Source organism: Geodermatophilus obscurus, from assembly GCF_900115395.1.
Classification (GTDB): Bacteria; Actinomycetota; Actinomycetes; order Mycobacteriales; family Geodermatophilaceae; genus Geodermatophilus; species Geodermatophilus obscurus_B.
On record NZ_FOWE01000015.1, the window covers coordinates 26,730 to 53,588 of the forward strand.

The window sequence follows — 26,859 nt, forward strand, 5'->3', positions numbered from 1 at the left end:
GCGGGTGGCGGTTCAGCGGGTGCGGCGGACCCGGACGGGGATGAGGTCACGCTCGGGCTGGGTGTGGTTGTCGACGCTGGCCGGGGCGGTCGTGCCCGACCCGTGAGGGGTGGACATGGAGTGGGCGGTGGCGGCCGTGTCCTTGTCATTGCAGGCGAGCAGGAGGCTGGCGCCGAGGCGGAACTCGGGGGTGAACAGTCGGGCGGTGATGCGGAAGAACGGGATGTTGCGGGCGTCGTCCCAGATCGCCGGGATGTTCTCGGACGGGGTGGTGGTCATGGCGTCCTCCTCAGGGCGTCTCGTTGGTGAGGTGACTGTGAGCGGTGGGGGGCGGCTTCGCCCCGGCGATATGGCCGGGTTCCGCCTGTCGGCGCTCCGGCGGAGCAGGAGATCTGGGCTCCGCCGGGGCGGCGTTCAGGACGCGAGGGTGTAGCCGGCCTCCTCGACCGCCTCGCGAACCTTGTCGGTGCTGACGGGCTGCTCGCTGGTGACGGTGACGGTGCCGGTGGCCAGGTCGACGTCGACGGCGGTGACGCCGGCGACGGCGCTGACCTCGGCGCGGACCGAGCGGCTGCAGTGGTCGCAGGTCATCCCGGTCACGGTGTAGGTCTCGCTGCTCATGGGTTCTCCTCCTCCTCGTGCCGGCGGCGTGCCGGCCGGTGACGTCACAATCGCGGCCGGGGCTGTCGCCGCGCTGTCCGCACCCGGCCGGATGCGGCGCCGCGGACAGCGTCCGGACAGCGGCGCTCCGTTTCCTGTACGAGTGGGGGCGCCGGGTACAGACTTCGGACGGCCAGTAGGGGGTGCGCCGTGACCGAGGTCGAGTTCCGCCTGTTCGGCGCCATGCAGCTGCGCGTCGACACTGAACCGGCGAAGCTGCCCGGGGCGGCCGAGCGCGGCCTGCTCGCTCTGCTGCTGCTCTCACCCGGCCGGACCGTCGCCGCCAGCTCGCTCATCGACCGGCTGTGGTCGGAGTCCGCTTCGCCGGCCGACCCGCTGAACGCCCTGCAGCTGCGGGTGTCGAAGCTGCGGCGGGCGCTTGCCGCGCACGGCGTTGACGTCATCGTCCGGGAGGCATCCGGATACCGCGCCGACGTCGACCTCGACCGCGTCGACCTGCACCGATTCGTGAGACTCGTGCAGGCCGCGCGCACCGCCGCGCGCAACACCGCTGCTGCGAACGCGCTGGCTCTGTACGACGAGGCGCTGGCGCTGTGGCGTGGTGATCCGCTCGCTGACTTCGCCGGCGAGGGCTGGGCGAGCGTGGAGACGGCCCGGTTGGATCAGCTGCACCAGGCTGCGCTGGCCGAGCGGGCCGAGGCGGCCCTGGTGGCGGGCCGGCACGTCGAGGTCGCCGCCGACCTCGAGCCGGTCGTCGCGGGGGACCCCGGGCAGGAGGCGCTCGCCGGCCTGCTGATCACGGCCCTGTACCGCGCCGGTCGGCAGGCGGACGCGCTCGAGGTCTTCGCCCGCACCCGCCGTCACCTCGATGACGAGCTCGGGCTGCAGCCCTCCGCTGCGCTCCGCTCGCTGCACCAGCGCGTCCTCGAGCAGGACGATGCGCTCGCAGCCGTCCCTTCACGGGCCGGTTCGGCTGCTGCCGAGGCCGGACCGGCCACGCCTGCAGCGAAGACCCCGGCGGTCGGCCAGGACGCCGACACCGGACCGAAGCGGACCCTGCCGATCCCTTCGTTGCGGTTGATCGGACGCGACGACGAGCTCGCGCAGCTGAACGACGCGCTCACCCGTCAGCGCATCGTCACCTTGGTCGGCCCTGGCGGCGCCGGGAAGACGTCACTGGCCATGGCGTCTGCGCACCAGCTCGCCGACCACTTCGACCAGCACGTCCATCTGGCCCGTCTGGCGGCGGTGAGCAACCCCGCTGATGTGCCGCTGGCGGTCGCGGACGCGCTCGGCGTGCCGCTGGACGGTGCCGACCCTAATGCGGCGGTGCGCGCCCGCTTGCTCGCCTACCTCGCGAACCGGCGGCTGCTGCTCGTGCTGGACAACTGCGAGCACGTCATCGACGCGGTCGCGACGCTCGTCGACCTCATCCTCGGTTCGGCCGCAGAAGTCACCGTGCTCGCGACCAGCCGGGAAGCCCTCGCCGTTCCTGGCGAGGTGCAGGTCAGCGTCGCGCCACTGGCGGTGCCTCCCGACGGGACCCCCGCCGAGCAGGTGCTGCAGTTCCCAGCCGCTGCGCTGTTCATCGAGCGGGCGTCGGCTGTCCGCGCGAGCCTGGATCTGGCCGAGCCGAACCTGATGGCGCTGGCGCAGGTGTGCCGGCAGCTCGATGGCATGCCGCTCGCGCTCGAACTCGCCGCGGCACGCATGTCGTCGCTGTCCCTGCCGGACCTGGCAGACCGACTGGGGAACCGCTTCGGTCTGCTCACCAGCGGACCACGCACGGCGGAGGCCCGGCAACGGACCCTGCGCGCGACCGTCGAGTGGAGCCACGCGCTGCTGTCGCAGCCCGAACAGCAGGCATTCCGGCGCCTGGCCGTCTTCCACGGCGGCTGGACGCTCGAGGCAGCCGAGGCCGTCGTCGCGGGCGGGGACATCCCCGCCGGTGAGGTGTTCGACGCGCTCGACCACCTGGTCAACCGGTCGATGGTCGTGCTCGAGCCCGGTTCGCCGTCGCGGTACCGCATGCTCGAGACGCTGCGGCACTACGCGGTCGAGCAGCTCGACACCTCCGGGGAGCGAGACGACGCGGCAGCCCGGCATGCGACCTTCTTCCGGCACGTCGCCGAGCAGGCCGAGCAGGGCCTGCGCGGCCACGGACAGCGGGCGGCGCTGCAGCGGCTGCGCAACGAGCACCCCAACCTGCGGGCAGCGTTGGCGTGGCTGTCGGCCGACCCGAGCCGGGTCGAAGACGGGCTAGGACTGGCCGGCTCGCTCGCCCTGTTCTGGCACCTGGGACGGCACGTCGAGGGGCGAGAGGTGTTGTCGAAGGTCATCGCCACTCCCGGCGCGAGCCGGCAGGCACGAGCCCGGGCGCTGCAGGCGGTGTCGATCGTCGAGCGTCCACGGGCGTGCCTAGTGCATCCGAGCCCGCGCTGTGCGGAAACGGCGCTCGAGAGCTTGCAGCTGTTCGAGGCTGAGGGTGATGCGCATGGAGCTGCCCTGTCGAAGGTGCTGCTCGCAGTCGAGCTGCTCAACGGCTCGGACCCCGGCCGCTTGGCACAGCTGCTCGCCGAAGCGGACGAGCAGTTCACCACCCGGGCCGACGACTGGGGTCATGCGGTCGTCGCGTTCGTCCGCCTGCAGAACTTCATCCGCCGGGGCGACGAGCTGCGGGCGCGGGCGATGGGCCGGACCGCGTCGGAGGCGTTCCGCCGGCTCGATGACGGCTGGGGCCTGTCAGCTGTGCTCTACCACCTGGGCTGGGGGCTGAAGGAGTTCGGCCGGTACGCCGAGGCGATACCCGTCCTCGAGCAGGCGATCGAGGTGTCGAGCTCGGCTGGGGTGTTCAACACCGCCCAGTGGGCGCTGTCCGACCTCGGCGTCGCGCTGCTGGCTCTGGGCGAGCGCGCGGCGGCCTCGGCCGCGTTCGACCGGGCTGCGTCTGCGTCCGAGGAGGTCGGTGACGCCGCAGGTGTGGTTCTCGCCGGCCTGGGACGGGCGCAGATCGCACAGGTCGAGGGGGATGCGGCGTCGGCCCGGCCGCTGTTCGAGGAGGCGGTGCGCGGCTTGACCCGGCTGGGGACCCCTCTGTGGGGCGGGCACGCACTCGCTGGTGTCGCATGGTGCGACTGGCGCGACGGGATGCTGGACGACGCGGCTGAGCGGTACACGCAGGTGCACGCTGCCGGGCACCACTACGGCGAACCGACCTTGCTCGCGACCGGCCTGGAAGGTCTGGCGCGCGTGGCCGCCGCTGTGGGTCAGCGGGCCGAGGCCCAGGCGCGGCTCGACGAAGCCGTCGAGGTCCGGCAGGCGTCGGCGCGCCCGGCACCGCCGCACGAGCAGGCCGAGCTCGACGCCCTCTGGGTCAGGTCGACGAGTCAGCCGGGGCGGCCGTCCGGCTGACTGCGCCTCGAGCTCCCGGGGACGTGACGAGGTCGGATCAGCTCACGTCGCAGTAACCGGTGCTGCGTCCACAACCTGCGGGGCGTAGTCGGAGCCGACGAACACGGCCAGGACGTCGGCGACGGTCATCGTGCCGCCGAGGACCACCGTGCCGGTCTTCGCGTCGGCCGTGATGGTCTCGACGCCGACGACGTCACGGAGCCAGCCGGTCACCTCGCGCACACACTGCCTGCACCGCATCGAGCCGACCGAGAGCCTCACCTCGGGCATCGCGCTCACCTTCGTCCAGCGGGCGTTCTTCTGACGCCACCCAAGGTGCCTCGCTGCGCTGTCCGTCCGCTGTCTACCGACGCGACCCGGGAGAGCGCCCGGGACCCGCTAGGCCGCGAGAGCGTCGTTTGGGACGCCGACAGCCACGACGCTCAGGTTCGGCGACAGCACGGGCCGCGGAAGACATACCCACGGCGTCGGACGCAAGCCGACAGGGCCGGTACGGGTCTCGACGACCGCAGCTGACGCGGCTGTGCGGTGGCGGGAACGACAGAGCGAGGACAGCGGCAGGACAGAGGGGCTCGCGAACCTGCGTCTCGACAGCCACCGCCGGCTGTCCTTCGCAGAAGACAGGAACCGTCATGACAACCACCGCACCCGCGGCGAGTTCGACGAGCAGCCGGCGCTGGCTGGCTCTCGCGCTCATCGCCACCGCCCAGTTCATGGTCATCCTGGACACCTCGATCATCGGCGTCGCCTTGCCGAAGATTCAGGCCGATCTCGGCTTCGACCCGCAGGACCTCAGCTGGGTCTTCAACGCCTACGTCGTCGCCTTCGGCGGTCTGCTCCTGCTCGGCGGGCGGCTGTCCGACCTGTTCGGCGCCCGCCGGATCTTCACCACCGGCTGGCTGGTCCTCGCCGTCGGCTCGCTCGTCGCCGGCCTGGCCGACGGCGTCGCGGTCGAGCTGACCGGCCGCGCGATCCAGGGCGCCGGCTCGGCGCTCATCGCCCCGGCCGCGCTCACCCTGCTGTTCCAGGTGTTCGGCGGCAGCAACGACCTCCCGAAGGCCCTCGCCCTGTACGGCGCGGCCGCACCTGCCGGCGGCACCGCCGGCGTCTTCCTCGGCGGCGTCCTGACCGAGTACGCGTCATGGCCGTGGGTGTTCTTCATCAACCTCCCGGTCGCCGCTGTCGTCCTGCTGCTGACCCGTTCGGTCATGCCTGCCGGGATGACCGGCCGCGGCTCGCTCGACCTCGCCGGTGCGACCACCGCCACGCTCGGCCTCGGCGCGGTCGTCTTCGCGATCGTGCGCGCCCCGGAGGCCGGCTGGACGTCCGGCAGCACGCTCCTGGCCGGCCTCGGCGGTCTCGCGCTCCTGGGTGTGTTCGTCGCGCTGCAGGCCAAGCTCCGTCAGCCGCTGATGCGCCTGGGCATCTTCCGCGCACCGAACCTCGCCGCAGCCAACATCGCGCAGCTGCTGCTCGGAGCCGCCTGGATCCCGATGTTCTTCTTTGTGAACCTGTACCTGCAGCAGATCCTCGGCCTGGGTGCGTTCGCGTCCGGCGCTGCGCTGCTGCCGCTGACGGTCGCGATCATGATCGGGATGGTGGCGGTCGCGCCGAGGCTCATCGCCCGGTTCGGGCCGAACGCGATGATCGTCTCGGGTCTCGCGACGCTGGCCGCTGGTCTGGTGTGGCTGTCGTTCATCGACGCCGACGGCAGCTTCGTCGTGGACGTGCTGCCTGCGTCGCTGGTGACCGCGGCCGGCATGGCGATGGCGTTCATCCCCTCGCTCGGCACCGCGCTCTCGTCTGCGGCGCCGGAGGAGGGCGGTCTGGCCGCCGGGATCGTCAACACCAGCTACCAGATCGGCTCCGCGCTGGGCCTGGCGGCGATGACCGCGGTCGCGGCTGCGTTCGGTGCCGACGCGGTCGGCAACCCGGCCGAGCTCACCGACGGGTTCTCCGCTGCTCTGCTCGGCGCCGCCGGCATCGCCGCGGTCGGTGCGGTCCTCGCCGCTGTGCTGCTCAAGAAGCCCGCCGACGGCCCGGTCGCTGACGGCACGGACAGCGAGCTCGTCGCCGCCTAGCACCACCGCACGCCCTACACATGACGCGGCTGGCGCGGCCACTGCTGCGGCCGCGCCAGCCGGCCCACCCTCCCCAGCTCATCGGATCGGAGAGAAGCCATGACCAGCACACGCATACTCACCCAGCTCGGTCAGCGCATCGGGGAGCGGGCCCCGCCGTGCTGAGGCGTCGCGGGGATGCCGTGCTGCCGGTGGTCGCTGGGCGACGTGGCACCGCGGTCGACGGGCGCGGCCGTCAGCTGCGCACGCCGGTGCTCTGGGGTGTGGTCTGGGGCTGCCTGCAGGCGGCGTCGCCGCTGGCGTTCTTCTGGCTCGAGGACGCCACCGTCTACGCGCTGGGACTCGTGGTGGTTGCAGCGGTCTACATCGGGTTCGCCGTCGCCGACGGTCGGGCCACGGTCATCACCGTCGAGATCGGCGTCGCGTCGGTGTTCGTCGTCGTCGCCGCGGCGGCGGTGACCGGATCGGCCTGGCTTCTCGTCGCGGGCCTGGCCGGTCACGGCCTCAAGGATGTCTGGCAGCACCGCACCGGCTTCGTCGCCAACACCCGGTGGTGGCCGCCGTTCTGCGCCCCCGTCGACTTCGTCGCCGCCGCCTTCATCGCCGTCGGGATCGCCGCGCACTTCCACCTGGGGTGGTGAGCAGGCCACCAACTCCGACTGCCTCGGCAGGTCACACCGCGTTACTGACTGAGCTGTGACCCTTCAGCCCCTGCCCGACGGCCCCCCACAAGCACCGTCGCCCGCCGGCCCGCCATCGGATCCGGCACACCTCTCACGGAAGCCGGACTGTCATGACGACTGCCACGCAGCCCACCCAACGACCGCCGCTCCCCGCCCGCCCGGGCCGCAACGATCACACCGGGCCGATCCGCCGGATCATCGTCGGGTCGCTGGCCGCGGGGCTGCTCGCGGCCGCGGTCCTCACCTTCGTGATGTTCGGCGGAGCGGACGAGCACTTCATCACCGGGACGGCGCTGCTCGGCTTTGCGCTCGGCTGGGCGATGCTGGCCGTCCTGTCGATGCGGATGACCGACCAGCCCCAGCGCTGGGCGTTCGTCCCGGCCGCCGGTATGGCAGCGACCGGCCTGGGGCTTCTGGTCCTCGCCCCGGGCGATGCCGGCCTGACCTCGGCCGGGTGGGTGTGGCCGGCGGTCCTTCTGGTGCTCGCCGTCTGGATGGGATCCCAGGTGCGCTGCTGCCTGGCGGCCGGGAGCGGCCGCTGGCTGCTCTACCCGGTCGTCGCCGTCATGGCCGCAGCCGCGGTGGGCGGCGCGTTCGAGACCGTCGCCCTCGCCTCCGGCGACCGCAGCTATCCCATTCCTGGGCAGCTCTACGACGTCGGTGGGCATCGCCTGCACCTGGACTGCACCGGCTCCGGTGGTCCGACCGTCGTCCTGCTGAGCGGGCTCGGCGAGTTCTCGCCATCCTGGGCCCACATCGCCCCGGCCGTCGCAGGGACCACCCGCGTGTGCGCGTATGACCGTGCGGGGCAGGGCTGGAGCGACGACGCACCGCAGATCCAGGATGGCGTGCAGGCCGCGTCTGACCTGAACACGCTGCTCGACCGCGCCGGCGAGGACGGCCCGTACGTGCTCGTCGGACACTCCATCGGCGGCGGCTACGCCATGACCTATGCCGCCCGCTACCCCGAGCAGGTCGCCGGAATGGTCCTGCTCGACGCGTCCGACCCCTACCAGGCCACGTCCGCCGACGGCGCGGCCGAGCCGAACGCCCCCGCCCTGCTGGCTGTGACGCCCAGCCTCGCCCGACTCGGCATCGGGCAACTCGTCCCGTCCTCCTCCGACCTTCCCGAGCCGGCCGCCGGCCAGTTCCAGGCATTCGCCCACAGCCCCCGTAGCTGGCGCAACGGAGCCAAGGAATCCGCCGCCATGCCCGCCCTGTTCAGCCAAGCCCAATCGCTCACCACCCTCGATAGGACGCCACTCCTGGTGCTGACCGCGAGCGAATCAGTGCAGATCATCAACGGCTGGACGGCCGCCCAGGCCCGGATGGCCGCGCTCTCCACCAATAGCAGCCACCTGGCCGCCGACACCACACACGTGGGGCTGCTGGCGGACGAAGAGGGCGCTGGGATGTCGGCCGACGCCATCCACGACGTCGTCGAGGCGGTGCTCACCGGATCACCGCTCCAGACCCCCTGACCTGTGCTGGCAGTCCTGCGGCGCAAGGAAGGTGGCGACGCTGACACACGACCCGTACTGCGGGCGCCTGAACCAGAAATCGATGCGCCAGGTGGCCCAGCAGTCTCGGGTCGACGCTGTGCTGGACAGCGGCGACATCACCGACTGGGTTAGCCAGCCGGAGAACCAGCTGGTCACCTGCGTGGGCCAGCTCGGCGTCGGCTACGTCTACGTCTACGTCCGTGGCACCCACGACTCGGGGGCGATGGGGGCGCTGATCGCCGAGTTGCCCACGTTGTCTGCTCGACGCGTCGACGACGGCGACGGTGGGCGGCGTTCGCGAAGGACAGGTCGGGGTCGGAGCAACGCCGAGGTGGACGACACGCCCGAGTGCAGGGGAACAGTACAGCAACTGGTACAGCAACGCGCGCCGAACAGTGGCGCATCGGGCCGGACGCCGGCGAACGTCACGGGCCTCTGACCTGCACTGATTACACAGTCGCGACCTGTGGCGAACCCCCCGAATGTGACTGGGGGTCAAGGGGTCGCAGGTTCAAATCCTGTCAGCCCGACAGCGAAACCGCAGGTCAGAGGCGGGTCACCCGACGAGGGTGGCCCGCCTCTCGCGTGAGTAGAGCAAGGGGTACAGCAGCGCGGCCCGAGGGACGGCAGCGGTCACCAGCGGAGCGCCTGGTCGAGCCGGTCGGCCGCCTCTCGCTGCTGGGCCGGACCGACGTGGCGGTGGATGTCCGCCGTGACGGCGTAGGACGAGTGACCGAGGTGCTCCTGGACGACCTTCGCGCTCCCCTGGAGGACAAGCGCCGGGTCGAGATGCTGCGCAGCCCGCACTTCCGCGGCTACACCCGCGCCGGAGGCGAACTCACCCAGGGCCAGGCCGACTGGCGCGAGCAGATCGACATCGCGTCCGAGCGGGCACCCTCCGACGATCCCGCCGCGCCGGCGTACATGCGGTTGGAGGGTCCCAACCTGTGGCCCGAGCAGCTGCCCGGCCTGCGAGGAGTGTTCACCGACTGGGAGGCGAGGTGCACATCGGTCGCCCGCCGTCTCCTCCAGTCCTGGGCGCTGGCGCTGGGGAGCCCGGCCCACGTCTTTGACAGCGCCTTCGGGGACCGTCCCTCCACGCTGATCAAGCTGGTCCGCTATCCCGGCCGGGAGGAGCGCGGCCAGGGGGTCGGTGCCCACAAGGACCCTGGCGTCCTGACCCTGCTGGTGATCGAGCCGGCAAGGCCGGCCTGCAGATCGAGACGGCGGCGGGCTGGGTGGACGCTCCGGCGGTGCCTGGCGCGTTCGTGGTGAACATCGGCGAGCTCATGGAGTACGCGACGGACAGGTATCTCAAGGCGACCGTGCACCGCGTCGTGTCCCCGCCACCGGGAGACACCCGCTTGTCGATCCCGTTCTTCCTCAATCCCGCGCTGGACTCCGCCATTGCCCCGCATCGAGCTGCCCGCGGGGCTCGCCGCCCGAGCGCAAGGGGTGAGTCAGGACCCGGGCGATGTCATCTCCGGAACCTTCGGCGATAACCTGTTGAAGGCCCGTCTCCGCGCCCCCGACGTCGCCGCAGTTCATCATCCCGACCTCTTGGCGACAGGGCGCCAGGCGTAGCGCGGGGCGTTCGGTCAGTTCGAGCTCCCGTCCTGCCGAGTCGCCCGCGACCCGCTCCTGTCGTCGACGACCCAGGTCGACCGGACTCCAAGTCGAGACTGGCGGTTGGTGGAGAAGGACGAGGGAACTGCCCGGACGGCGTCGGTGGATGAGACGCGGCCGGTCTCCGACCGACGTCTGCGGATTGGTCGGCCATCATGGGTGGTCCCGCTCTCCAGCCGGGTGGACCGTCGACACGGCCGGCGCTCCTGACCCATCGGGACGAACACATCCCGGCGACGGGTTGCAACACGGCGTCACGACCGATGATGGTTGTCAGTCCGTCCGGAGGAGGTGCAGTCGTGCCGAGCGACCGTTATGCAGGGCTCGCGGCCGTGCTCGGTGCCATCCGCAGTTCGCCGGACATCACCCAACCGATGCTCGTCGAGCAGGTCGGCCTCGGCCGCAGCGTCGTCGCGCAGCGCGTCGCCGAGCTGGAGGCCGCCGGCCTCGTGGTCTCCAGCGGGTTCGCGCCCTCGACGGGTGGCCGGGCGCCGCGCCGCCTGCGTCTCAACAACGAGGCGGGATACGTCCTCGGGGCGGACATCGCCACCAACGAGCTCGTCGTCGGCGTCGCTGACCTGTCGGGCCATCTGCTCGAGACCCGACACCGCGAGATCGACGTCGCGGATGGGCCGGACGTCGTCATCGGCGTCGTCGAACAGATGGCTGGCGCGCTCGTGGACGAGATCGGCGCCCGGCGCAGCCCGTGGTCGTTCGGCATCGGGATGCCGGGTCCCGTCACCTATGACGACGGCGGGCCGGCAGCTCTGCCGACGATGCCCGAGTGGAGCCGTCACCCGACGCGGCAGCGGCTGGCCGACCGCTTCGGGGTCCCCGTGTGGATGGACAACCGGACCAACCTGTCGGCGTTGGGGGAGCGGCGGGTGAACCCGGTCGCCGCTCGGTCACAGCACATGGTCTACCTGGGTGGCGGCTACGGGATCGGTGCCGCGGTGGTCGTGAACGGGCGCATCCACCGCGGTGCACACGGGCTCGCCGGTGCCATCGACCACGTGCCGGTGCCCGGCGCAGCAGACGTCCACTGTCGCTGCGGCAAGACCGGCTGCCTGGAGGCCGTCGCCGGTGGTGCGGCACTCGCCCGTGACGGTCGGTTGCTCGCCGAGACGCTCCAGAGCCCCGCTCTGGCCCGGGTACTCGAGCGGACCGGCCGGATCCGGCCCAGTGACGTCACCGAAGCGGCCGGGTCCGGGGACGCCGCCGCCCGGGCGCTGCTGCACCGGGCCGCCACGCTCCTCGGCAGGAGTCTCGCGACCTTGGTCAACGTCTTCGATCCCGACCTGGTGGTCGTCGGTGGTGGCATCGCACGGGCCCGTGCGCACGTCCTCGCAGCGATCCGCGAGGAGGTCCACCGGTCGGCGTTGCCGGCGGCGACGAGGGACCTGCGGATCGAGCCGTCCGCGTTCGACCAGGAGGTCGCCGGGATCACCGGGGCGATCGAGTTCGCTCTCGGTGAGCTGTTCAGCCCCGAACACCTGCCGGCCGTGCTGGACGCCCGAGACGGGGTGCCGGCGCTGGAGGCAGTCCTGCCCGCCTGAGCAGCCATTCGGCTCGACGCCGACCCACTTCTTCCGCCGAGAAGCTTAAGTCCGGCTAGGCTGCGCCGGTGAGCATGCCCCCGCGTGACGGGTTGGTCGGCGTCCTCGACGCCATCCGCGCCGGGGAGGGGGTGACCCAGCCACGGCTCGTCCAGCGCCTGGGCCTCGGCCGCACCGTCGTGGCTCAGCGGGTCGCGCAGCTGGAGGCTGCGGGCCTCGTCGTCCAGGACGGGGTGGCGCCCTCGAGCGGCGGCCGTGCACCGCGTCTGCTGCGGTTGCGGGCCGACGCCGGGCTGGTCGCCGGCGCCGACATCGGCGCCACGGGGATGGCGGTCGGCCTGGCCGACGCCTCGGGGCGGGTCCTGGCGCAGGCGCATGAGGCCGCCAACGTGGCCGACGGCCCCGACGCGGTCCTCGGCCGCGTGGAGGAACTGGTCGCCCAGCTGCTCGACGGGCTCGCCGGCGCGCCGCCGCTCTGGGGGATCGGAGTCGGCGTCCCCGGGCCGGTGGAGTACGCCACGTCCCGGCCTGTCGCGCCGCCGATCATGCCCGGCTGGGACGGCTACCCGATCCGTGAACGGCTCTCCGGCCGGTTCGCCGTCCCCGTGTGGGTGGACAACGACGTCAACGTGCTCGCGCTGGGGGAGCTGCGCACCAACCCCGCCGCGGCCGAGGCCGGCGACCTCCTCTACCTGAAGATCGGTACGGGGATAGGTGCCGGCCTGGTCTCCGGCGGACGCGTGCACCGCGGGGTCAACGGCTGCGCCGGCGACATCGGGCACGTCGCGGTCGCCGAGGCCGACAGCGTCATCTGCCGCTGCGGCAACGTCGGCTGCCTCGAGGCGGTCGCCGGGGGGGCGGCCCTGGCCCGGGACGGCCGCCGGCTCGCCGAGAGCGGCGGCAGCCCGGTGATGGCCGACATCCTCGCCGCCACGGGCGAGCTCACCGCGGCCGACGTGACAACCGCGGCCGAGCGCGGCGACCCCGCCGCCCGCGCGATGCTCGGCCGGGCAGGCCGGCTCGTCGGCGGCACGCTCGCCACGCTGGTCAGCTTCTACAACCCCGGCCTGGTCGTCCTCGGAGGCGGCGTGGTCCACGCGGGCGACCACGTCCTCGCCGCCATCCGCGAGTCGGTGTACCGGCGGTCGCTCCCGCTGGCCACCCGCACCCTGCGCATCGAGCGGTCGGTGATGGGGGAGGCAGCCGGCCTGGCGGGTGCCGTCCACCTGGCACTCGACGCGCTGTTCGCGCCCGGTCGGCTGGCCCGGTGGCTTCCGGTGGGGTCACCGGCTGGCCGGCCGGAGCTCGCCGCCGACACGGAGTCCCTCCCCGCCTGAGCCTCGCTCCGGCACGGCGGATTGTGGCCTGCGTCATCACTGACGCTGATGCCGGGCATCACCGCTGTAACGCCTCCGTCGCATTGACTTCCTCCGGCGACTGGCAGAAGTATGTGGTTGCCATCACGCGGACGGGATCCGGCTCGGACCCGACGCGGCGCTCGGAACCACCGTCGCAGTCGTCGTCCGGTCGCCGGACACGTGGAGAGAGGCAACACATGACCCAGCACCGTCACCGGAGGCTCCGCCGCGTCGGGATCCTCGTCGCCGTCCCGGCCCTGAGTGCGCTGACGCTCGCCGCCTGCGGTGGCGGGGACGACGGCGGCTCCGGCGGCTCCGGCGGTTCCGGTTCGGCCGACAGCTTCTCCTTCGCGTTCGAGAACGCCTCGGGTGGGCAGCAGAACCCCTGGCAGCTCCTCGCCGACCAGTACGCGGAGGAGACCGGGGTCGAGATCGAGACGCAGGGTCTGCCGCCGGACAGCTACGGCCTGTCCATGCGCACGCAGCTGCAGGGCGGTAGCGCTCCCGACGTGATGATGTTCTCGCCCGGCGCCGGCAACGCCAACGCCGTCCTGCCCCTGGCCGAGGCCGGCTACATCGAGGAACTCGGCGAGGAGTCCGCGTCGCTGATCCCCCAGGGCAACGAGTCGCTGTTCGAGATCGACGGCAAGGTCTACGCGCAGCCCACCAGCATCATCCCCGTCGGGATGGTCTGGAACTCCAGCGCTGCCTCCGAGGCCGGCGTGGACATCCCCGAGGACCAGACGGCCATGCTCGACGCATGCGGCACGCTCGCCGACGAGTCCAAGTCCTTCCTCGCGGTCGCGGGCTCCGCACCGCCGAACATGGGCCTCATGGCCATGGCCATCTCCGCCACCCGCGTGTACGCCGAGACGCCGGACTGGAACGAGCAGCGCTCGGCCGGTGACGTCACCTTCGCCGACAGCGAGGGCTGGCAGGCCACGTTGCAGACGATCGTCGACATGAACGAGGCCGGCTGCTTCCAGCAGGGTGCGGCGGGCGGCGGCTTCGACGCCATCACCCAGGGGCTGACGCAGGGCACGTCACTGGGCGCGTTCGTGCCCGGCGCCGCCGCCACCGAGCTGGCCAACGCCAGCCCTGGGCTGAACCTGCAGGTGCAGCCGTTCCCGGCTGCCGACGGCGGGGACCCCTTCCTGCTGGCCAGCCCGAACTACGCGCTGTCGATCAATGCATCTGCCGACGAGGGTGCCAAGGAGGCCGCGCGCGAGTTCCTGGCCTGGATGGCAGAGCCGGAGAACGCCGCCCGCTTCGTCGAGCTCCAGGGCGGGGTCGCGATCACCGGTCCGGACGAGAACCTCTCGCCGGTGTACGAGCCGGTGGCCGACCTCCTCGAGAACGGGGACTACGCGCCCCTGCCGAACCTGGCCTGGCCCAACCCCGGCGTCTACGACGCGCTGTCGACCGGTGTCCAGGGTCTGCTGGCCGGCCAGGGCGACGTCCAGTCCGTGCTCGAGTCGATCGACCAGGCCTGGGACCAGTGACCCGAGCCGGCTGACCCCGGCACGATCTCCCGACCGCACCTCCGGACGCACCGAGGGACTGACGATGACCGCAACCATGGGCACCCCGCAGGACACCGGTCCAGTCGTCCGGGGATCGGTCCCGGCCGCCGGGGGTGGGCAACCCGCCCGCTCCCGGCGCAGCCGGCCGCTCATCACCTACGGCCGCTGGTGGTGGGCGCTGCCTGCCGTCCTGGCCGTGCTCCTCATCCACTACGTCGCCACCGCCGGCGGCGCGCTCTACGCCTTCACCAACTGGACCGGGATCGGCGACTTCGACTTCGTCGGTCTGGAAAACTTCCGGAGGATCTTCGAGGACCCCGCGTCCATCGGGTCCCTGGAGAACACGCTCTTCCTGGCCTTCGGCTTCCTGGTCCTCACCAACGTCGTCGGACTGCTCCTGGCCCTGGCGCTCAACCGGACGCTGAAGACCCGGTACCTGCTGCGGGTGCTGTTCTTCATGCCGGTGGTGCTCAGCCCGCTGGCCGTGTCCTACGTCTGGAAGTTCATCTTCGACTTCAACGGGCCGCTCAACGGGGTGCTCGCCTGGTTCGGCGCCGCGCCGAGAACCTGGCTGGCCGACCCGACCCTGGCCCTGTGGGCCGTGCTGGTCGTCATGGCCTGGCAGACGACCGGCATGGTGATGGTCATCTACCTCGCCGGACTGGCCACCGTGTCGACGGAGATCGAGGAGGCCGCGGCGCTCGACGGCGCCAGCACCTGGCAGCGCTTCCGGCACATCACGCTGCCCTCGATCCGCCCGTCGGTGGCCATCGCGTCCACGCTGATGCTGATCCAGGGCCTGCGGGTCTTCGACCAGGTCATGGCGCTCACCGGCGGTGGGCCGGCCGGAGCCACGGAGACGCTGGCCACGCAGGTCTACAAGGAGACCTTCGCGCTGAGCAACTTCGGCTACGGCGCCGCCCTGGCCCTCCTGCTGACCGTGATCATGCTCGTCTTCTCGGTGCTGCAGCAGGCGGCCACCCGCGATCGTTCCTGAAGGAGCCTGCTCGATGTTCCGCTACACCAAGGCGACGGCTCTCCGCGAGGGGATCGTCTGGATCGCCGCCCTGCTGACGCTGATGCCGTTCTACTTCCTGGTCATCACCGCGCTCAAGCCCGACGAGGAACTGCTGACCACGGGCACGTCCGCGCCGCCGAGCCGGCCGACCGTGGACAACTTCGCCGAGGTGCTCACGGCAGGCGGCGACAACGACATCCTGCTCGCGCTGCTGCACAGCGTGGTCATCACCGCAGGGAGCATCGCGGGACTGGTGGCCTTCGGCTCGCTCGCCGCCTACGTGCTGGCCCGCACGACGCGGCGGTGGGGGAGCGTGGCCTTCTACCTGTTCCTCGTCGCCATCATCCTGCCGACGCAGCTCGGCCTCATCCCGCTCTACATCGGTGCGCGACAGGTCGGCCTGGTCGGCTCCCTCTGGGGGATGATCGTGCTCTACGTCGGCAGCCTGATGCCGCTGGCGGTGTTCCTCTACGCCGGGTTCTTCCGCAACCTCCCGCGTGACTACGAAGAGGCCGCGGCGCTCGACGGCGCGAGCCCGGGGCGGGTGTTCTTCCGGGTGGTGCTGCCGCTGATGGCGCCGGCCACCGGCACGGTGGCGATCCTCGCCGGACTCATCGTGTGGAACGACTTCTTCTCGGCGCTGATCTTCCTGGGCGGCTCGGACAACCAGACGCTGCCGGTGTCGATGTACTACTACGTCGGTTCGCTGGTCTCGGCCTGGAACAAGATCTTCGCCATCGTGATCATCTCGATGGTCCCGATCCTCGCCTTCTACCTGTTCGCGCAGAAGCGCTTCATCCAGGGTTTCGCGGGCGGGATCAAGTAGCCCCGCGGGGGACCTCCCGCGGAGGAATCCCCTGCGTCCGGCCGTCCATCCACGCAGTCGATGCCGTGCATCAGCACGAGCATGACCCCTTGCCATTGACTTTCTCCGGCATTCGGAAGAAGTTTGAGTCACAGGTCACGTCTCTGACCTCCGCACCCCTCCGAAGGAGAACCCCGTGGGCGATCGGATCCGGGCCGGCATCGTCGGAACCGGCTTCATGGGCACCGTGCACGCCCGCGCGGTCCGCCGCGGCGGCGGAGTGGTCACCCGTGTCGCCGGTTCCACCCCGGAGTCCTCGCGCGAGGGCCGGGAGCGGATCGGCGCCGAGTCGGCCACACACAGCGTCGAGGAGCTGCTGACAGCCGAGGACGTGGACGTCGTCCACGTCTGCACGCCCAACGCCACGCACGGGCCGCTGGTGCGCGCGGCCCTCGCTGCCGGCAAGCACGTCGTGTGCGAGAAGCCCCTGGCGGTCGACCCCGCGGAGGCGCAGGAGCTGTGGGACCTGGCCACGGCGGCCGGGGTCACCGCGACGGTGCCGTTCGTGTACCGCTTCTACCCGACGGTGCGCGAGGCGCGCGCCCGCGTCGCCCACGGGAGCGCCGGGCCCGTGCGTCTGCTGCACGGCTCCTACCTGCAGGACTGGCTGACCGAGGCCACCGACGAGAACTGGCGGGTCGACGCCGCCACCGGCGGTGCCTCACGGGCCTTCGCCGACATCGGGGTGCACTGGTGCGACCTCGTCGAGTTCGTCTCCGGCCACCGGATCACGCGCCTGGTCGCGCGGCTGCTCACCGTCCACCCGGAGCGGGGCGGGCGACCGGTGACCACCGAGGACGCCGCCGTCGTCCTCTTCGAGACCGACCGGGGGGCAGCCGGCAACGTCACGATCAGCCAGGTCACCCCCGGTCGCAAGAACCGGTTGTGGTTCTCCGTCGACGGCGCGGCCGACAGCCTGTGCTTCGACCAGGAGAACCCCGATTCGCTGTGGATCGGCGGCCGCGAGGTGAACCGGCAGCTGCTGCGCGGCAGCAGCGAGGGCCCGGCCGCCGCGCGGTACTCCGTCGTCCCCGGCGGCCATCCGCAGGGGTATCAGGACTGCTTCGACGCCTTCGTCGCCGACACCCACGCCGCCGTCGCGGGCTCCGCCCCCGACGGGCTGCCCACCTTCGGCGATGGCGTGCGCGCCGCCCGGATCACCGCCGCCGTCCTCGAGTCCGCCGCGACGCAGACCTGGGTGGAGGTCGCCGCGTGACCGCCCGGCTGACCGTCGGCGACCCGGCGCCGCTCTTCGTCCTCGCGGACACCGCGGGGGAGGACGTCCGGCTCGACCCGGGGGCGCACGCCGCGACGGTCGTCGTCTTCACGTCCAGCGGCTGCCCGTTCGCCCTCGCCTGGCACGCACGCATCCAGGACGTGGCCCGTGCTTACGCCGACCGCGACGTCGCGGTGCTGCAGGTCGTCAGCAACGACGACGCCGACCACCCCGAGGACTCGCCCGAGGGCATGCGCCGGCGGGTCGCCGCGGGTGAGCTCGCCGGTCCGTTCCTCCGTGACGCCGAGCAGTTGGCCGCCCGGGCCTACGGTGCGACCGCGACTCCCGAGGTCTTCGTCGTGGACCACGCCGGGACGGTCAGGTACCACGGCGCTCCCGACGGCGACCACGACGACCCGGCCCAGGACGCCGCCTGGCTCCGGGCCGCCCTCGACGACGTGCTCGCCGGCCGCGAGGTCGCCCTCCCGGTGACCTCGCCGGCGGGCTGCTCGATCAAGTGGCGGGTCGAGCTCCTCTGGTGGAGCGGGTGCCCGACGCACGACCGTGCCGCCGACCTGCTCCGCGAGACCCTCGCCGACCTCGGCCGGGACGAGGTCACCGTCGTCGAGCGCGAGGTCCGCACCCGTGAGGAGGCTGCGCAACTCGGCTTCCCCGGCTCACCGACCTTCGCCGTCGGTCGGCGCGACCTGTTCCCCGTCGACACCCCGCCGGCCCTCACCTGCCGCGTCTACGGCCGGGACGACGGGCGCAGCTCCCCCCTCCCGGACACGGCCGAGCTCGCCGGCCGGCTCCGGGAGGCCCTTGCCCGCCCCTGGGACCTCCCGCACTGGGTGGACCCGCGCAAGCCCGCTCCCGCCGACAGCCCGTCCTGACCACCCGATCCCGCAGCAGGAGCAGTCATGGCATCGATCACGTACGACCGCATCACCAAGCGGTACCCGGACGGGACGCAGGCCGTCGCCGAGCTCGACCTCGCCATCCGCGACGGGGAGTTCCTCGTCCTCGTCGGTCCCTCCGGCTGCGGCAAGACCACTGCGCTGCGCATGGCCGCGGCCCGGAGGAGATCTCCGACGGCCGGCTGCTCATCGGCGACCGCGTCGTGAACGAGGTGCACCCCTCCCAGCGCGACACCGCGATGGTCTTCCAGAGCTACGCCCTGCACCCGCACATGTCGGTCCGGGAGAACATCGCCTTCCCGCTGCAGTGCGCGGGCATGGCCACGACCGAGGTGCGCGAGCGGGTGGACCGCGCCGCCGACGCGCTCGGCCTGACCGAACTGCTCGCGCGCAAGCCCAAGGCGCTGTCGGGCGGCCAGCGCCAGCGCGTCGCCATGGGCCGGGCGATCGTCCGCCAGCCGCAGGCCTTCCTGATGGACGAGCCGCTGTCCAACCTCGACGCCAAGCTGCGCGGCCGGATGCGCGCCGAGATGCGCAGCCTGCAGCGCGAGTACCGCACCACCACGCTCTACGTCACCCACGACCGGGTCGAGGCCATGACCATGGGCGACCGGATCGCCGTCCTGCGCAAGGGCGTGTTGCAGCAGCTGGGCACCCCGGAGGAGCTCTACGAGGCCCTGGCCAACCTCTTCGTCGCGGAGTTCATCGGCTCCCCGCCGATGAACGTCATGAGCGCCACGGTGACCCGCGCGGGCGCCGGGCACCAACTCGTCCTCGGCTCCCAGCGGCTGGCGCTGCCGGCCGGCACGCTCGACGCCTTCCCGGCGCTCGCCGGCGCCGACGCCACGCCGGTCGCGCTCGGCCTGCGCCCCGAGGCGCTGCGCGACCCCGCCGGCGCCGACCCCACCTGGCCGCGCCTGCTCGCCGACGTCGAGCTGGTGGAGAACCTGCCGCCGGAGAAGCTCATCCACCTGCGCGTGGACGCCGAGCCGGTGGTCACCGAGGCCACCCTCGAGATCGCCGCGGACATCGACCAGGCCGCCGCGGAGGACCTGCGTGCCCTCGGCCGCGGGTCGGTCCTCCACGCCCGCATCCCCGGGACCACTCCCGTCCGCGAGGGGACCCGGGCCGAGTTCGCCGTCCCGCCCTCGGCGCTGCACTTCTTCGACCTGTCCACCGGGCAGGCCATCGCCCCGCAGTCCCCGCGCCTGGCCGCGGCGACCGCCTGACGGGGAGGGATCCCGTGAGCGCATCGGCACACCAGATCAAGCGAGGCGTCAGCCTCTACTCGTTCCAGGAGGAGTACTTCCTCCGGACGATGTCCGTGGAGGACTGCCTACGCGTCGCCGGCGAGATCGGCGCGACGGGCATCGAGATCATCCCCGAGCAGATGGTCCCCGGGTTCCCCGCCCTGACCGACGAGTTCGTCGAGCAGTGGTTCTCCTGGATGGAGCGGTACGGGACGGCGCCGGTCGCGACCGACCTCTTCCTCGACACGAAGCTGCACCGCGACCGCTGGCTGTCCCGCGAGGAGCAGGTGGCCTCGGTCTGCCGGGACGTCGACATCGCCGTCCGGCTCGGCGCGCGCATCGTGCGGGCGATCATCAACACGCCGCCGGAGGTCATGGAGGAGGCGGCGCCCTATGCCGAGGAGCAGGGTGTCCGGCTGCTGCTGGAGGTGCACGCGCCCTTCCACTACGAGCACCCCTGGATCCTCGAGCACCTCGAGGTCATGCACCGCACCGGCTCGCCGGCTCTGGGCCTCATGCCCGACATGGGCACCTACGTCGAGCGCTTCCCCCGGGTGGTCAGCGAGCGCGCCCTGCGCGACGGGGCCAAGCCCGAGCTGGTCGACCTGATCGTGAAGACCTACGACGACCACGGCGACACGCACGCCCTCATGGACGTCGTGAACTACCGGGGCGGCGGCCCGGGCGACTTCGGGCTCGCCCGCCAGGCGACGCACTACATCTGGAGCGAGCCGAAGGCGATGCTCGAGCACATGCCCCTGATCGGGCACATCCAGGCGAAGTTCTACGAGATGACCGAGGACGAGGTCGAGTACTCGATCCCCTACGAGCGGATCGTCCCGGTGCTGGTCGAGGGCGGCTTCGACGGCCACCTGTCCAGCGAGTACGAGGGCAACCGCCACATCCAGGACGTGCACCCCGTCGACAGCGTCGAGCAGGTCCGCCGGCAGCACGCCATGTTCGCCCGCCTGCTCGGCGAGACCACCGGAGAGGACGCCTGATGTTCGACAAGTACATCGTGTGCGAGGAGGGGTTCCGCACGCTCGACGACGGACGCACCGGCGGCGTCGTGGAGGTCCGGATGCCCTACTACCGGGGCCTGGCGCTGTCGATGGTCGAGGCCGTCGACCTCGTCGTCGACGGCCGGCCCGTGCCGGCCGCGCGCACCACGTTCACGGTGCACGGGAACACCTACCGCTTCGACCAGCTGCCGCGCACCACCGACGACCGCTGGGAGATGGGGGAGCGGGCGCAGCTCGCCTTCGAGACCGACGAGCCGCTGGCCGCGGGGGAGCACGACGTCGCCGTCGCCGTCCGGCTGCGCATCTCGTACATGCCCGTGCCCGGCGGCGGCCGGGACGCCAAGCGCCTGACCCTCGCTGCCCAGGAGATCTGATGGGACCCCTCGACGACCAGGTGGTGCGGGCCGACTCGCTCACCGCCACGCCCGACGGCCTGGACATCGCCGTCTACTCGCACTGGTACCGGGCGCTGCCGCTGCCCTCGCTGGCCCGCGTCGACCTGACCGTGGACGGGGAGCGCATCGAGCCCTCCTCGCTGTCGGTCACCGTGAACGGGCAGCGCCATCCCTTCGCCGCGCTGGCGGAGAAGGGCGACGAGTACTGGTTCACCACCGACCCGGTCCTGCTGCACGTGCCCGTCGAGACCGCCCCCGGACGCGAGCACCGCGTGCGGCTGCTCCTCGGGCTGTCGATCCCGTACATCCTCACCGGCCCGGACCGGGTGCCCCTGGTGGCGCCCAGCCTCACCGACAAGACCCTCACCGCGGCAGGAGCCTGATCATGACCGACACCGCACCCGGCCTGCCGCGCCTGGGCACCACCCTGTTCAGCCTCTCCCTGGAGCAGCGCAAGCCCGGCCGCGACTTCGCCTCGCTGGTGGCCGAGGTGGCGGCGCGCGACCTCGGCCCCGGCCTGGAGATGGTCGCCTTCCAGAGCCTGCGCGGCTGGCCGCGGCTGGACGACGCCGCCGTCCGCGAGGTCCGCGGTGTGATCGAGTCCTCCGGCCTCACCCCCTCGTGCCTGGCCATCAACAACGACCTCGGGCTCTACCCGGGCCGGCTGCTGACCGACGACGAGTCCCACGAGTACGTGGCCGTCCAGGTCCGCGGCGCCGCGGCGCTGGGCTTCCCGGTCGCCCGGGTGGGCGTCGAGACCAGCCCGGCGATCCTGGAGCGGCTCCTGCCCCTGGCCGAGGAACTCGGCGTCGCGGTGGGGGTGGAGATCCACGCGCCGCTGACGATCGAGGCGCCGCCGGTGGCCGCGCTCAAGGAGCTCTTCGTCCGGCTGGACACCCCGTGGCTGGGGTTCATCCCCGACATGAGCTCCAGCATGCGGGCCATCCCGGAGGCCGTCTACGACGCCCACCGCGCCGCCGGCATCTCGCCGGAGCTGACGGCCATGACCAAGCAGCTGTGGGCCGAGCCCGGCCCGACGGTGGCCAAGTTCCCCGAGCTGGAGCGGCGGGCCGCCGAGGCGGGCGCGAGCCCGGCGCAGGTCGGCAACCTGAGGATGCTCTTCACGATGCACGGGAAGATGGAGCCCGAGCGCTGGGCCGACTTCTTCCCGCACGTGGTGCACGTGCACGGCAAGTTCTACGGGATCGTGGACGGCCCCGACGGACTCACCGACCCGTCCATCGACTGGCCGACGGTCGCCCGCGTGCTGGTCGAGCAGCGCTACACCGGCTTCATCTCCAGCGAGTACGAGGCGCACGCGTACAGCGACCGCTACGACGCCTTCGACCAGGTCCGCGCCCAGCACGACATGCTCAAGGGGCTGCTCGAGGCCCAGGCCTCGGTGGTGGCCCGGTGAGCGGGTCGTACGACGTCGTCGTCGTCGGCTCCGGCCCGGTGGGGACGGCGGTCGCCCGCGAGCTGGCCGACGCCGGCTCCGGCCTGCGGGTCCTCGTGCTCGAGGCCGGGCAGGCGCTCGGCGACACCGCCGGCGGGCACGTCAAGAACATCGCCGACGTCGACGAGCGCGACCGGCTGCTCGCCGGTCTCGCCACCGGCCCCGGCCCCCTGCCGGGGGGCACGCCGGCCCGGCCGGGGACGACGTTGGTCGGCGCTCCGGACATGCCCAACGCCGCGGTGTCCACCAACGTCGGCGGGATGGGCGCGCACTGGACCGCGGCCTGTCCCCGCCCGGTGGACGACGAGGTGCCCGACTGCGTCGACCCCGCCGTGCTCGACGAGGCGCTGACCCGCGCGGAGGCGCTGCTCGCCGTCACGACGCACGCCTTCGACCGGGCGCCCCTAACCGGCGCGGTGCAGCGGGTGCTGGGCGAGCTGTTCGACCGTCCGCACCGCCGCCCGGCCGGACCGATGCCGGTCGCCGTCACGGTGGGCGAGGACGGCACGCTGCACTGGACCGGTCCGGCGATCATCGCGGGGGACCTGTGGGACCGGACGGACGTCGAACTGCGCACCGGCACTCTCGTCCGGCGGGTCCTCCTCGACGCGGGACGGGTGACCGGGGTCGAGGCAGTCGACCTCGCCTCCGGGGAGCGTCACCAGATCCCCGCCCGTGCCGTCGTCGTCGCCGCCGACGCGTTCCGGACGCCGCAGCTGCTCTGGGCCTCGGGCATCCGCCCGCAGGCGCTGGGCCGGTACCTGACCGAGCACCCGCAGGTCATGGCCGCCTCGCTCCTGGACGAGCGGTACGTCCCGGCGGACGCCCCCATCGACGCCGACCTCCCGGCCACGGCGGCCGCCGCGCCCGGGGGTGGGGCGATCGTCCCCGTCTCCGGGGTCTCCTGGGTGCCCTACGCCGCCGACCGGCCGTTCCACGGTCAGGTCATGCAGATGGACGCCTCGCCGATGCCGCTCGACCCGGGCGTGACCGTGCGTCCCGGTCAGGTGGTCGGCCTCGGCTGGTTCTGCCGGAAGGAGCTCTCGCCGGACAACCGCGTCCGGTTCGACGAGGACGCCGCCGATGAGCACGGGCTGCCGGCCATCCGCATCGACTACGCGCTCAGCGACGTCGACCGCGCGTCGATCGGCGCGGCTGTCGACGAGGTCCGCCGGGCGGCACGAGCCCTCGGCCAGCCGCTCGGCGACCCGTTCGTCATGCCGCCCGGCAGCTCGCTGCACTACCTCGGCACGACCCGGATGGGTGCGGCCGACGACGGCACGAGCGTCTGCGACCCGACCGGCCGCGTGTGGGGCACCGAGAACCTCTACGTCGGCGGCAACAACGTCATCCCGACCGCGACCGCCTGCAACCCCACTCTCACCGCCGTCGCGCTCGGTGTCCTCACCGCCCGGTCCCTGGCCGCTTCGCTGGCCGCCACCCCCGTCGCCGAGGAGGCGCACGCATGACCCCCCGAGTACTGATCGTCGGCAGCGGGCCGACCGGAGCCACCTACGCCCGGCTGCTCCTGGAGCAGGTCCCGGACGTCGAGGTCCTCATGGTCGAGGCAGGGCCGGTCGTGACCCGTCCGATCGGCATGAACGTCAAGAACGTCCCGGCCCCGGAGGAGCAGGCGGCGGCGCGACTGGCCTCGCAGGGCCGGTCGCACGAGAGCGGCGTCTCCGGCATCCCGGGCGGCGTGGTCGTCGAGGGGACGATCACCGCGCGGCAGGGCACCCACCTCATCGGCCGGGCCGCCGACGGTTCCCCGGGCATGCCCGCGGCGGCCGGCGCGACCTGCGTCGGCGGCCAGGGCGTGCACTGGACCTGCGCCACGCCCGCTCCGACCGGGCCGGAGCGCGTCGCCTTCATCGCGGACGCGGACTGGGAGCAGCACCTCGCCGTCGCGGAGTCGCTGCTGCACGTCCACCGGCCGTGCTTCGACGGCGCGCCCCAGGCCGCGGCGATCCTGGAGCGGATCCGCGACGAGTTCGCGCCGGACGGCATCACGGTGCGCCCCCTGCCGGTGGCCGCCGACCCGCAGGCGGACGGCTCCCTGCGGTGGAGCGGCACCGACGTCGTCCTCGACGGCGTGCCCGACGACGGCAGGTTCACCCTGCGCGCCGAGACGCTGTGCGTGCGGGTGCTCCGCGACGGCGACCGCGCCGTCGGCGCCGTGCTGCGCGACCTGCGCACCGGCGCGGAGGAGGAGGTCCGGGCCGACGTCGTCGTCCTGGCCGCCGACGCGCTGCGCACCCCGCAGCTGCTGTGGGCCTCCGGCATCCGCCCCGAGGCGCTGGGCCGGTACCTGACCGAGCACCCGCTGCTCTTCGGCGTGGTGGCGGTGCGGGGCGACGTCGTGCCGCCGCCGGAGGACCTCGCCGGGCCGGTCGACCCGATCCGGGCCATCATCGCGATCCCGTTCGACGAGGAGCACGGGCACCCGTACTCCGCGCAGATGATGTTCAGCCCCGTCTCGCCGGTACCACTGCCGGAGGGCAGCCGGTTCCGCGACAACCCCGGTGGCTACGTCGGCATGGGCTGGGGCCTCCGCAAGTGGCCCCGGCCGGAGGACCGGCTCACCTTCGAGGACGACGCGCCCGACGAGAACGGCCTGCCCGGCATCCGCATCGCCTACGAGCTCACCGACGTCGAGGAGGCGGACTTCGAGCGGGCCCGCAAGCACCAGGCCCGCGCCGCCGCCGCGCTCGGCGAGTTCGTCGACGGGATGCCCAGGGTCATGCCGGCCGGCAGCTCGCTGCACTACATGGGGACCGTCCGCATGGGCGAGACCGACGACGGCACCAGCGTCTGCGACGCGTGGTCGCGGGTGTGGGGCGTGCCCGGCTTGGTGCTCGCCGGCAACGGGCTGATCCCGACCGCCAACTCCATGAACCCCACCCTCACCAGCGTCGCCCTCGCCGTGCGCGGGGCCACGGCGCTGGCCACCGAACTCCGAGAAGGGGCATGACCGTGCTCGAGTTCCCGATCATCCAAGGGCGGGGCTTTCGCAACGTCGTCGAGGACGGCCGGGTCACGGGCTTCTCCTTCCGGCTGCGCAACCCCAACTACCGCGGCGGGCCGGCCAGCATGCTCGACGGCATCGAGGTCGTCGTCGACGGCGAGCGGATCCCCGACCACCTGCCGCTGTGGATGCTGCAGGGCCGCACCTTCACCCTCGACGAGCTGCGGGCCTCGACCGACGTCCGCTGGCAGCTCGACGAGCCGGCCACCATCACCGTGCCCAAACCCGGCGGCCTGTCCGTCGGCGTCCACCGCCTCGAGGCGACGGTCTACCTGCGGCGCTCGTACTTCCCGCCGCCGATCGCCCGGTCGGAGTTCGCGATCGCCGGCTCGGGAGTGATCGTCCCCCCGGTGCCCGACGGCGGCCTGCGGTACTGCGTCTCGACCTACAGCTACACCGGCGACGTGTACACGTCGATGACCCTCGAGGACGTCTTCGCCGACATCGCCGACCTGGGGGCGACCGGCATCGAGATCCTCGGTGAGGGCAACCTGCCGGGCTACCCGTCGCCCGGCGCGGCCTGGATCGACTCCTGGCACGGGCTGGTCGCCGAGTACGGCCTCACGCCCACGAACTTCGGCTCCTGGGTCGACACGACCCGGTTCTCCGGCCGCGACCTCACCGCGGAGGAGGGCGCCGAGCAGCTCCAGCAGGACCTGCGGCTGGCCAAGGAGCTCGGCTTCACCTCGGTGCGACCGAAGTTCGGCGTCGTCTCCTGGGACCTCGACCCGCACCCGATCTGGGAGCGGGTCGTCGAGCGCTCGCTCGACCTGGCCGCCGACCTCGACGTCGTCATCTGCCCGGAGATCCACTCGCCGACACCGATCGAGCACCCCGTCACCCAGGGGTACGTCGACTTCATCGGGAAGACCGGTACCGAGCACTTCAAGCTGCTCATCGACACCGGCATCTTCCAGACCGCCGCCGTGCGCGAGGCCGCGGAGAGCCTCGGCACGGACGACGAGGACGACATCCCCGCACCGTTGCGTCCGCTGCGCGTGCCCATGTCCGACCTGGTCGAGATCCTGCCGCACACGCACTTCATCCAGGCCAAGTTCTTCGAGATCGACGACTCGCTGCGCGACCTGCACGTCCCGTGGGGCGAGATCGTCCCGACCCTGGAGGACGCCGGCTGGAGCGGCTGGCTGTCCAGCGAGTACGAGGGACGGCGGGAGCCCTACCGCGGCCGTGACCAGGTGCGTCGCCAGCACGCCCTGCTGCGATCGCTGCAGCGAGGCCGCGGCTGACCCGTGCCCCGATCCTGCCGACGGATCACGCCGCGGCCGTTCCGCGGACCGCCCCGCGCGCCCTGGACCCCAGCCCCGTCAACCGCC

Annotated in this window: 26 protein-coding genes; 23 read left to right on the forward strand and 3 right to left on the reverse strand. The window is 72.4% G+C overall.

The window, feature by feature from the left end; all coding sequences use genetic code 11:
- Positions 1–12: 12 nt before the first annotated feature.
- Both BM165_RS23065 and BM165_RS23070 read right to left on the reverse strand, forming a co-directional pair.
- A complete protein-coding gene (locus BM165_RS23065) occupies positions 13–279 on the reverse strand; it encodes a hypothetical protein (RefSeq protein ID WP_075015882.1) in 267 nt (88 codons plus the stop codon).
- A 135-nt stretch (positions 280–414) separates the two neighbouring features.
- Positions 415–621 (reverse strand): heavy-metal-associated domain-containing protein, encoded by a 207-nt coding sequence (locus BM165_RS23070; protein WP_075015883.1) that lies wholly within the window; start codon positions 619–621, stop codon positions 415–417.
- Between the two features lie 189 nt (positions 622–810).
- On the opposite strand from BM165_RS23070, the gene BM165_RS23075 reads away from it, so the two are divergent.
- Positions 811–4,032: an AfsR/SARP family transcriptional regulator gene (locus tag BM165_RS23075; RefSeq protein WP_075015884.1), complete on the forward strand. Its 3,222-nt coding sequence runs from the start codon at positions 811–813 to the stop codon at positions 4,030–4,032.
- A gap of 42 nt (positions 4,033–4,074) precedes the next feature.
- On the opposite strand, the gene BM165_RS25040 is transcribed toward BM165_RS23075, so the two are convergent.
- Complete coding sequence (locus BM165_RS25040; RefSeq protein WP_348271800.1) at positions 4,075–4,302, reverse strand: cation transporter; 228 nt, start codon at positions 4,300–4,302, stop codon at positions 4,075–4,077.
- 362 nt (positions 4,303–4,664) lie between these two features.
- Between BM165_RS25040 and BM165_RS23085 the strand changes: the two genes are divergently transcribed.
- From BM165_RS23085 to BM165_RS23180, 22 genes are all read left to right on the forward strand, one after another.
- Positions 4,665–6,113, forward strand: coding sequence for an MFS transporter (locus BM165_RS23085; protein ID WP_075015886.1), 1,449 nt, complete (start codon positions 4,665–4,667; stop codon positions 6,111–6,113).
- A 191-nt stretch (positions 6,114–6,304) separates the two neighbouring features.
- On the forward strand, positions 6,305–6,754 hold the full coding sequence (locus BM165_RS23090) for a hypothetical protein (RefSeq protein ID WP_143108310.1): 450 nt from the start codon (positions 6,305–6,307) through the stop codon (positions 6,752–6,754).
- 152 nt (positions 6,755–6,906) lie between these two features.
- Entirely contained in the window at positions 6,907–8,277 is a 1,371-nt protein-coding gene (locus BM165_RS23095; RefSeq protein WP_083427644.1) for an alpha/beta hydrolase, read from the forward strand.
- A gap of 31 nt (positions 8,278–8,308) precedes the next feature.
- Positions 8,309–8,737, forward strand: a complete 429-nt coding sequence (locus BM165_RS23100; protein WP_075015889.1) for a hypothetical protein — start codon at positions 8,309–8,311, stop codon at positions 8,735–8,737.
- Between the two features lie 290 nt (positions 8,738–9,027).
- On the forward strand, positions 9,028–9,573 hold the full coding sequence (locus BM165_RS25350) for an isopenicillin N synthase family oxygenase (protein WP_208976857.1): 546 nt from the start codon (positions 9,028–9,030) through the stop codon (positions 9,571–9,573).
- Entirely contained in the window at positions 9,552–9,800 is a 249-nt protein-coding gene (locus BM165_RS26395; RefSeq protein ID WP_432276828.1) for a 2OG-Fe(II) oxygenase family protein, read from the forward strand. Before BM165_RS25350 ends, BM165_RS26395 begins: the two co-directional genes overlap by 22 nt.
- A gap of 423 nt (positions 9,801–10,223) precedes the next feature.
- Positions 10,224–11,480: an ROK family transcriptional regulator gene (locus tag BM165_RS23110; protein WP_177225292.1), complete on the forward strand. Its 1,257-nt coding sequence runs from the start codon at positions 10,224–10,226 to the stop codon at positions 11,478–11,480.
- A gap of 74 nt (positions 11,481–11,554) precedes the next feature.
- Positions 11,555–12,817, forward strand: coding sequence for an ROK family transcriptional regulator (locus BM165_RS23115; protein ID WP_075015921.1), 1,263 nt, complete (start codon positions 11,555–11,557; stop codon positions 12,815–12,817).
- A gap of 218 nt (positions 12,818–13,035) precedes the next feature.
- Complete coding sequence (locus BM165_RS23120; RefSeq protein WP_075015890.1) at positions 13,036–14,340, forward strand: ABC transporter substrate-binding protein; 1,305 nt, start codon at positions 13,036–13,038, stop codon at positions 14,338–14,340.
- A gap of 64 nt (positions 14,341–14,404) precedes the next feature.
- Positions 14,405–15,358, forward strand: a complete 954-nt coding sequence (locus tag BM165_RS23125) for a carbohydrate ABC transporter permease (RefSeq protein WP_075015891.1) — start codon at positions 14,405–14,407, stop codon at positions 15,356–15,358.
- 13 nt (positions 15,359–15,371) lie between these two features.
- Complete coding sequence (locus BM165_RS23130; RefSeq protein WP_075015892.1) at positions 15,372–16,205, forward strand: carbohydrate ABC transporter permease; 834 nt, start codon at positions 15,372–15,374, stop codon at positions 16,203–16,205.
- Positions 16,206–16,380: 175 nt separating this feature from the next.
- A complete protein-coding gene (locus BM165_RS23135; RefSeq protein WP_075015893.1) occupies positions 16,381–17,460 on the forward strand; it encodes a Gfo/Idh/MocA family protein in 1,080 nt (359 codons plus the stop codon).
- Positions 17,457–18,353 (forward strand): redoxin domain-containing protein, encoded by an 897-nt coding sequence (locus BM165_RS23140; RefSeq protein WP_075015894.1) that lies wholly within the window; start codon positions 17,457–17,459, stop codon positions 18,351–18,353. Before BM165_RS23135 ends, BM165_RS23140 begins: the two co-directional genes overlap by 4 nt.
- Positions 18,354–18,380: 27 nt before the next feature.
- The gene (locus tag BM165_RS26400; RefSeq protein WP_280140755.1) at positions 18,381–18,584 is read left to right on the forward strand and encodes an ATP-binding cassette domain-containing protein; all 204 of its coding nucleotides are present in this window, start codon (positions 18,381–18,383) and stop codon (positions 18,582–18,584) included.
- Positions 18,581–19,606: an ABC transporter ATP-binding protein gene (locus BM165_RS26405; RefSeq protein WP_280140756.1), complete on the forward strand. Its 1,026-nt coding sequence runs from the start codon at positions 18,581–18,583 to the stop codon at positions 19,604–19,606. Before BM165_RS26400 ends, BM165_RS26405 begins: the two co-directional genes overlap by 4 nt.
- Positions 19,607–19,620: 14 nt before the next feature.
- Positions 19,621–20,628 carry a sugar phosphate isomerase/epimerase family protein gene (locus BM165_RS23150; RefSeq protein WP_075015895.1) on the forward strand — a complete coding sequence of 336 codons (1,008 nt, stop codon included), beginning with the start codon at positions 19,621–19,623 and terminating at the stop codon, positions 20,626–20,628.
- Positions 20,628–21,023 carry a C-glycoside deglycosidase beta subunit domain-containing protein gene (locus tag BM165_RS23155; protein WP_075015896.1) on the forward strand — a complete coding sequence of 132 codons (396 nt, stop codon included), beginning with the start codon at positions 20,628–20,630 and terminating at the stop codon, positions 21,021–21,023. Before BM165_RS23150 ends, BM165_RS23155 begins: the two co-directional genes overlap by 1 nt.
- The gene (locus tag BM165_RS23160) at positions 21,023–21,427 is read left to right on the forward strand and encodes a C-glycoside deglycosidase beta subunit domain-containing protein (RefSeq protein WP_075015897.1); all 405 of its coding nucleotides are present in this window, start codon (positions 21,023–21,025) and stop codon (positions 21,425–21,427) included. Before BM165_RS23155 ends, BM165_RS23160 begins: the two co-directional genes overlap by 1 nt.
- A 2-nt stretch (positions 21,428–21,429) precedes the next feature.
- Positions 21,430–22,461, forward strand: a complete 1,032-nt coding sequence (locus BM165_RS23165) for a sugar phosphate isomerase/epimerase family protein (protein ID WP_075015898.1) — start codon at positions 21,430–21,432, stop codon at positions 22,459–22,461.
- Positions 22,458–23,969 carry a GMC oxidoreductase gene (locus BM165_RS23170; RefSeq protein WP_075015899.1) on the forward strand — a complete coding sequence of 504 codons (1,512 nt, stop codon included), beginning with the start codon at positions 22,458–22,460 and terminating at the stop codon, positions 23,967–23,969. Before BM165_RS23165 ends, BM165_RS23170 begins: the two co-directional genes overlap by 4 nt.
- Positions 23,966–25,471: a GMC oxidoreductase gene (locus tag BM165_RS23175; RefSeq protein ID WP_075015900.1), complete on the forward strand. Its 1,506-nt coding sequence runs from the start codon at positions 23,966–23,968 to the stop codon at positions 25,469–25,471. The genes BM165_RS23170 and BM165_RS23175 overlap by 4 nt, the downstream gene beginning before the upstream one ends.
- The gene (locus tag BM165_RS23180) at positions 25,468–26,772 is read left to right on the forward strand and encodes a C-glycoside deglycosidase beta subunit domain-containing protein (RefSeq protein ID WP_075015901.1); all 1,305 of its coding nucleotides are present in this window, start codon (positions 25,468–25,470) and stop codon (positions 26,770–26,772) included. Before BM165_RS23175 ends, BM165_RS23180 begins: the two co-directional genes overlap by 4 nt.
- The last annotated feature ends 87 nt before the right edge of the window (positions 26,773–26,859 follow it).

Excerpts from the sequence above, each read along its gene's own strand:
- BM165_RS23095 (WP_083427644.1), top strand. The coding sequence starts at position 6,907 with ATGACGACTGCCACGCAGCCCACCCAACGACCGCCGCTCCCCGCCCGC.
- BM165_RS23125 (WP_075015891.1), top strand. The coding sequence starts at position 14,405 with ATGACCGCAACCATGGGCACCCCGCAGGACACCGGTCCAGTCGTCCGG.
- BM165_RS26400 (WP_280140755.1), top strand. The coding sequence starts at position 18,381 with ATGGCATCGATCACGTACGACCGCATCACCAAGCGGTACCCGGACGGG.
- BM165_RS23155 (WP_075015896.1), top strand. The coding sequence starts at position 20,628 with ATGTTCGACAAGTACATCGTGTGCGAGGAGGGGTTCCGCACGCTCGAC.
- BM165_RS25040 (WP_348271800.1), bottom strand. The coding sequence starts at position 4,302 with ATGCCCGAGGTGAGGCTCTCGGTCGGCTCGATGCGGTGCAGGCAGTGT.
- BM165_RS23120 (WP_075015890.1), top strand. The coding sequence starts at position 13,036 with ATGACCCAGCACCGTCACCGGAGGCTCCGCCGCGTCGGGATCCTCGTC.
- BM165_RS23115 (WP_075015921.1), top strand. The coding sequence starts at position 11,555 with ATGCCCCCGCGTGACGGGTTGGTCGGCGTCCTCGACGCCATCCGCGCC.
- BM165_RS23180 (WP_075015901.1), top strand. The coding sequence starts at position 25,468 with ATGACCGTGCTCGAGTTCCCGATCATCCAAGGGCGGGGCTTTCGCAAC.
- BM165_RS23175 (WP_075015900.1), top strand. The coding sequence starts at position 23,966 with ATGACCCCCCGAGTACTGATCGTCGGCAGCGGGCCGACCGGAGCCACC.
- BM165_RS23065 (WP_075015882.1), bottom strand. The coding sequence starts at position 279 with ATGACCACCACCCCGTCCGAGAACATCCCGGCGATCTGGGACGACGCC.
- BM165_RS23160 (WP_075015897.1), top strand. The coding sequence starts at position 21,023 with ATGGGACCCCTCGACGACCAGGTGGTGCGGGCCGACTCGCTCACCGCC.
- BM165_RS23070 (WP_075015883.1), bottom strand. The coding sequence starts at position 621 with ATGAGCAGCGAGACCTACACCGTGACCGGGATGACCTGCGACCACTGC.
- BM165_RS23165 (WP_075015898.1), top strand. The coding sequence starts at position 21,430 with ATGACCGACACCGCACCCGGCCTGCCGCGCCTGGGCACCACCCTGTTC.
- BM165_RS23085 (WP_075015886.1), top strand. The coding sequence starts at position 4,665 with ATGACAACCACCGCACCCGCGGCGAGTTCGACGAGCAGCCGGCGCTGG.
- BM165_RS23130 (WP_075015892.1), top strand. The coding sequence starts at position 15,372 with ATGTTCCGCTACACCAAGGCGACGGCTCTCCGCGAGGGGATCGTCTGG.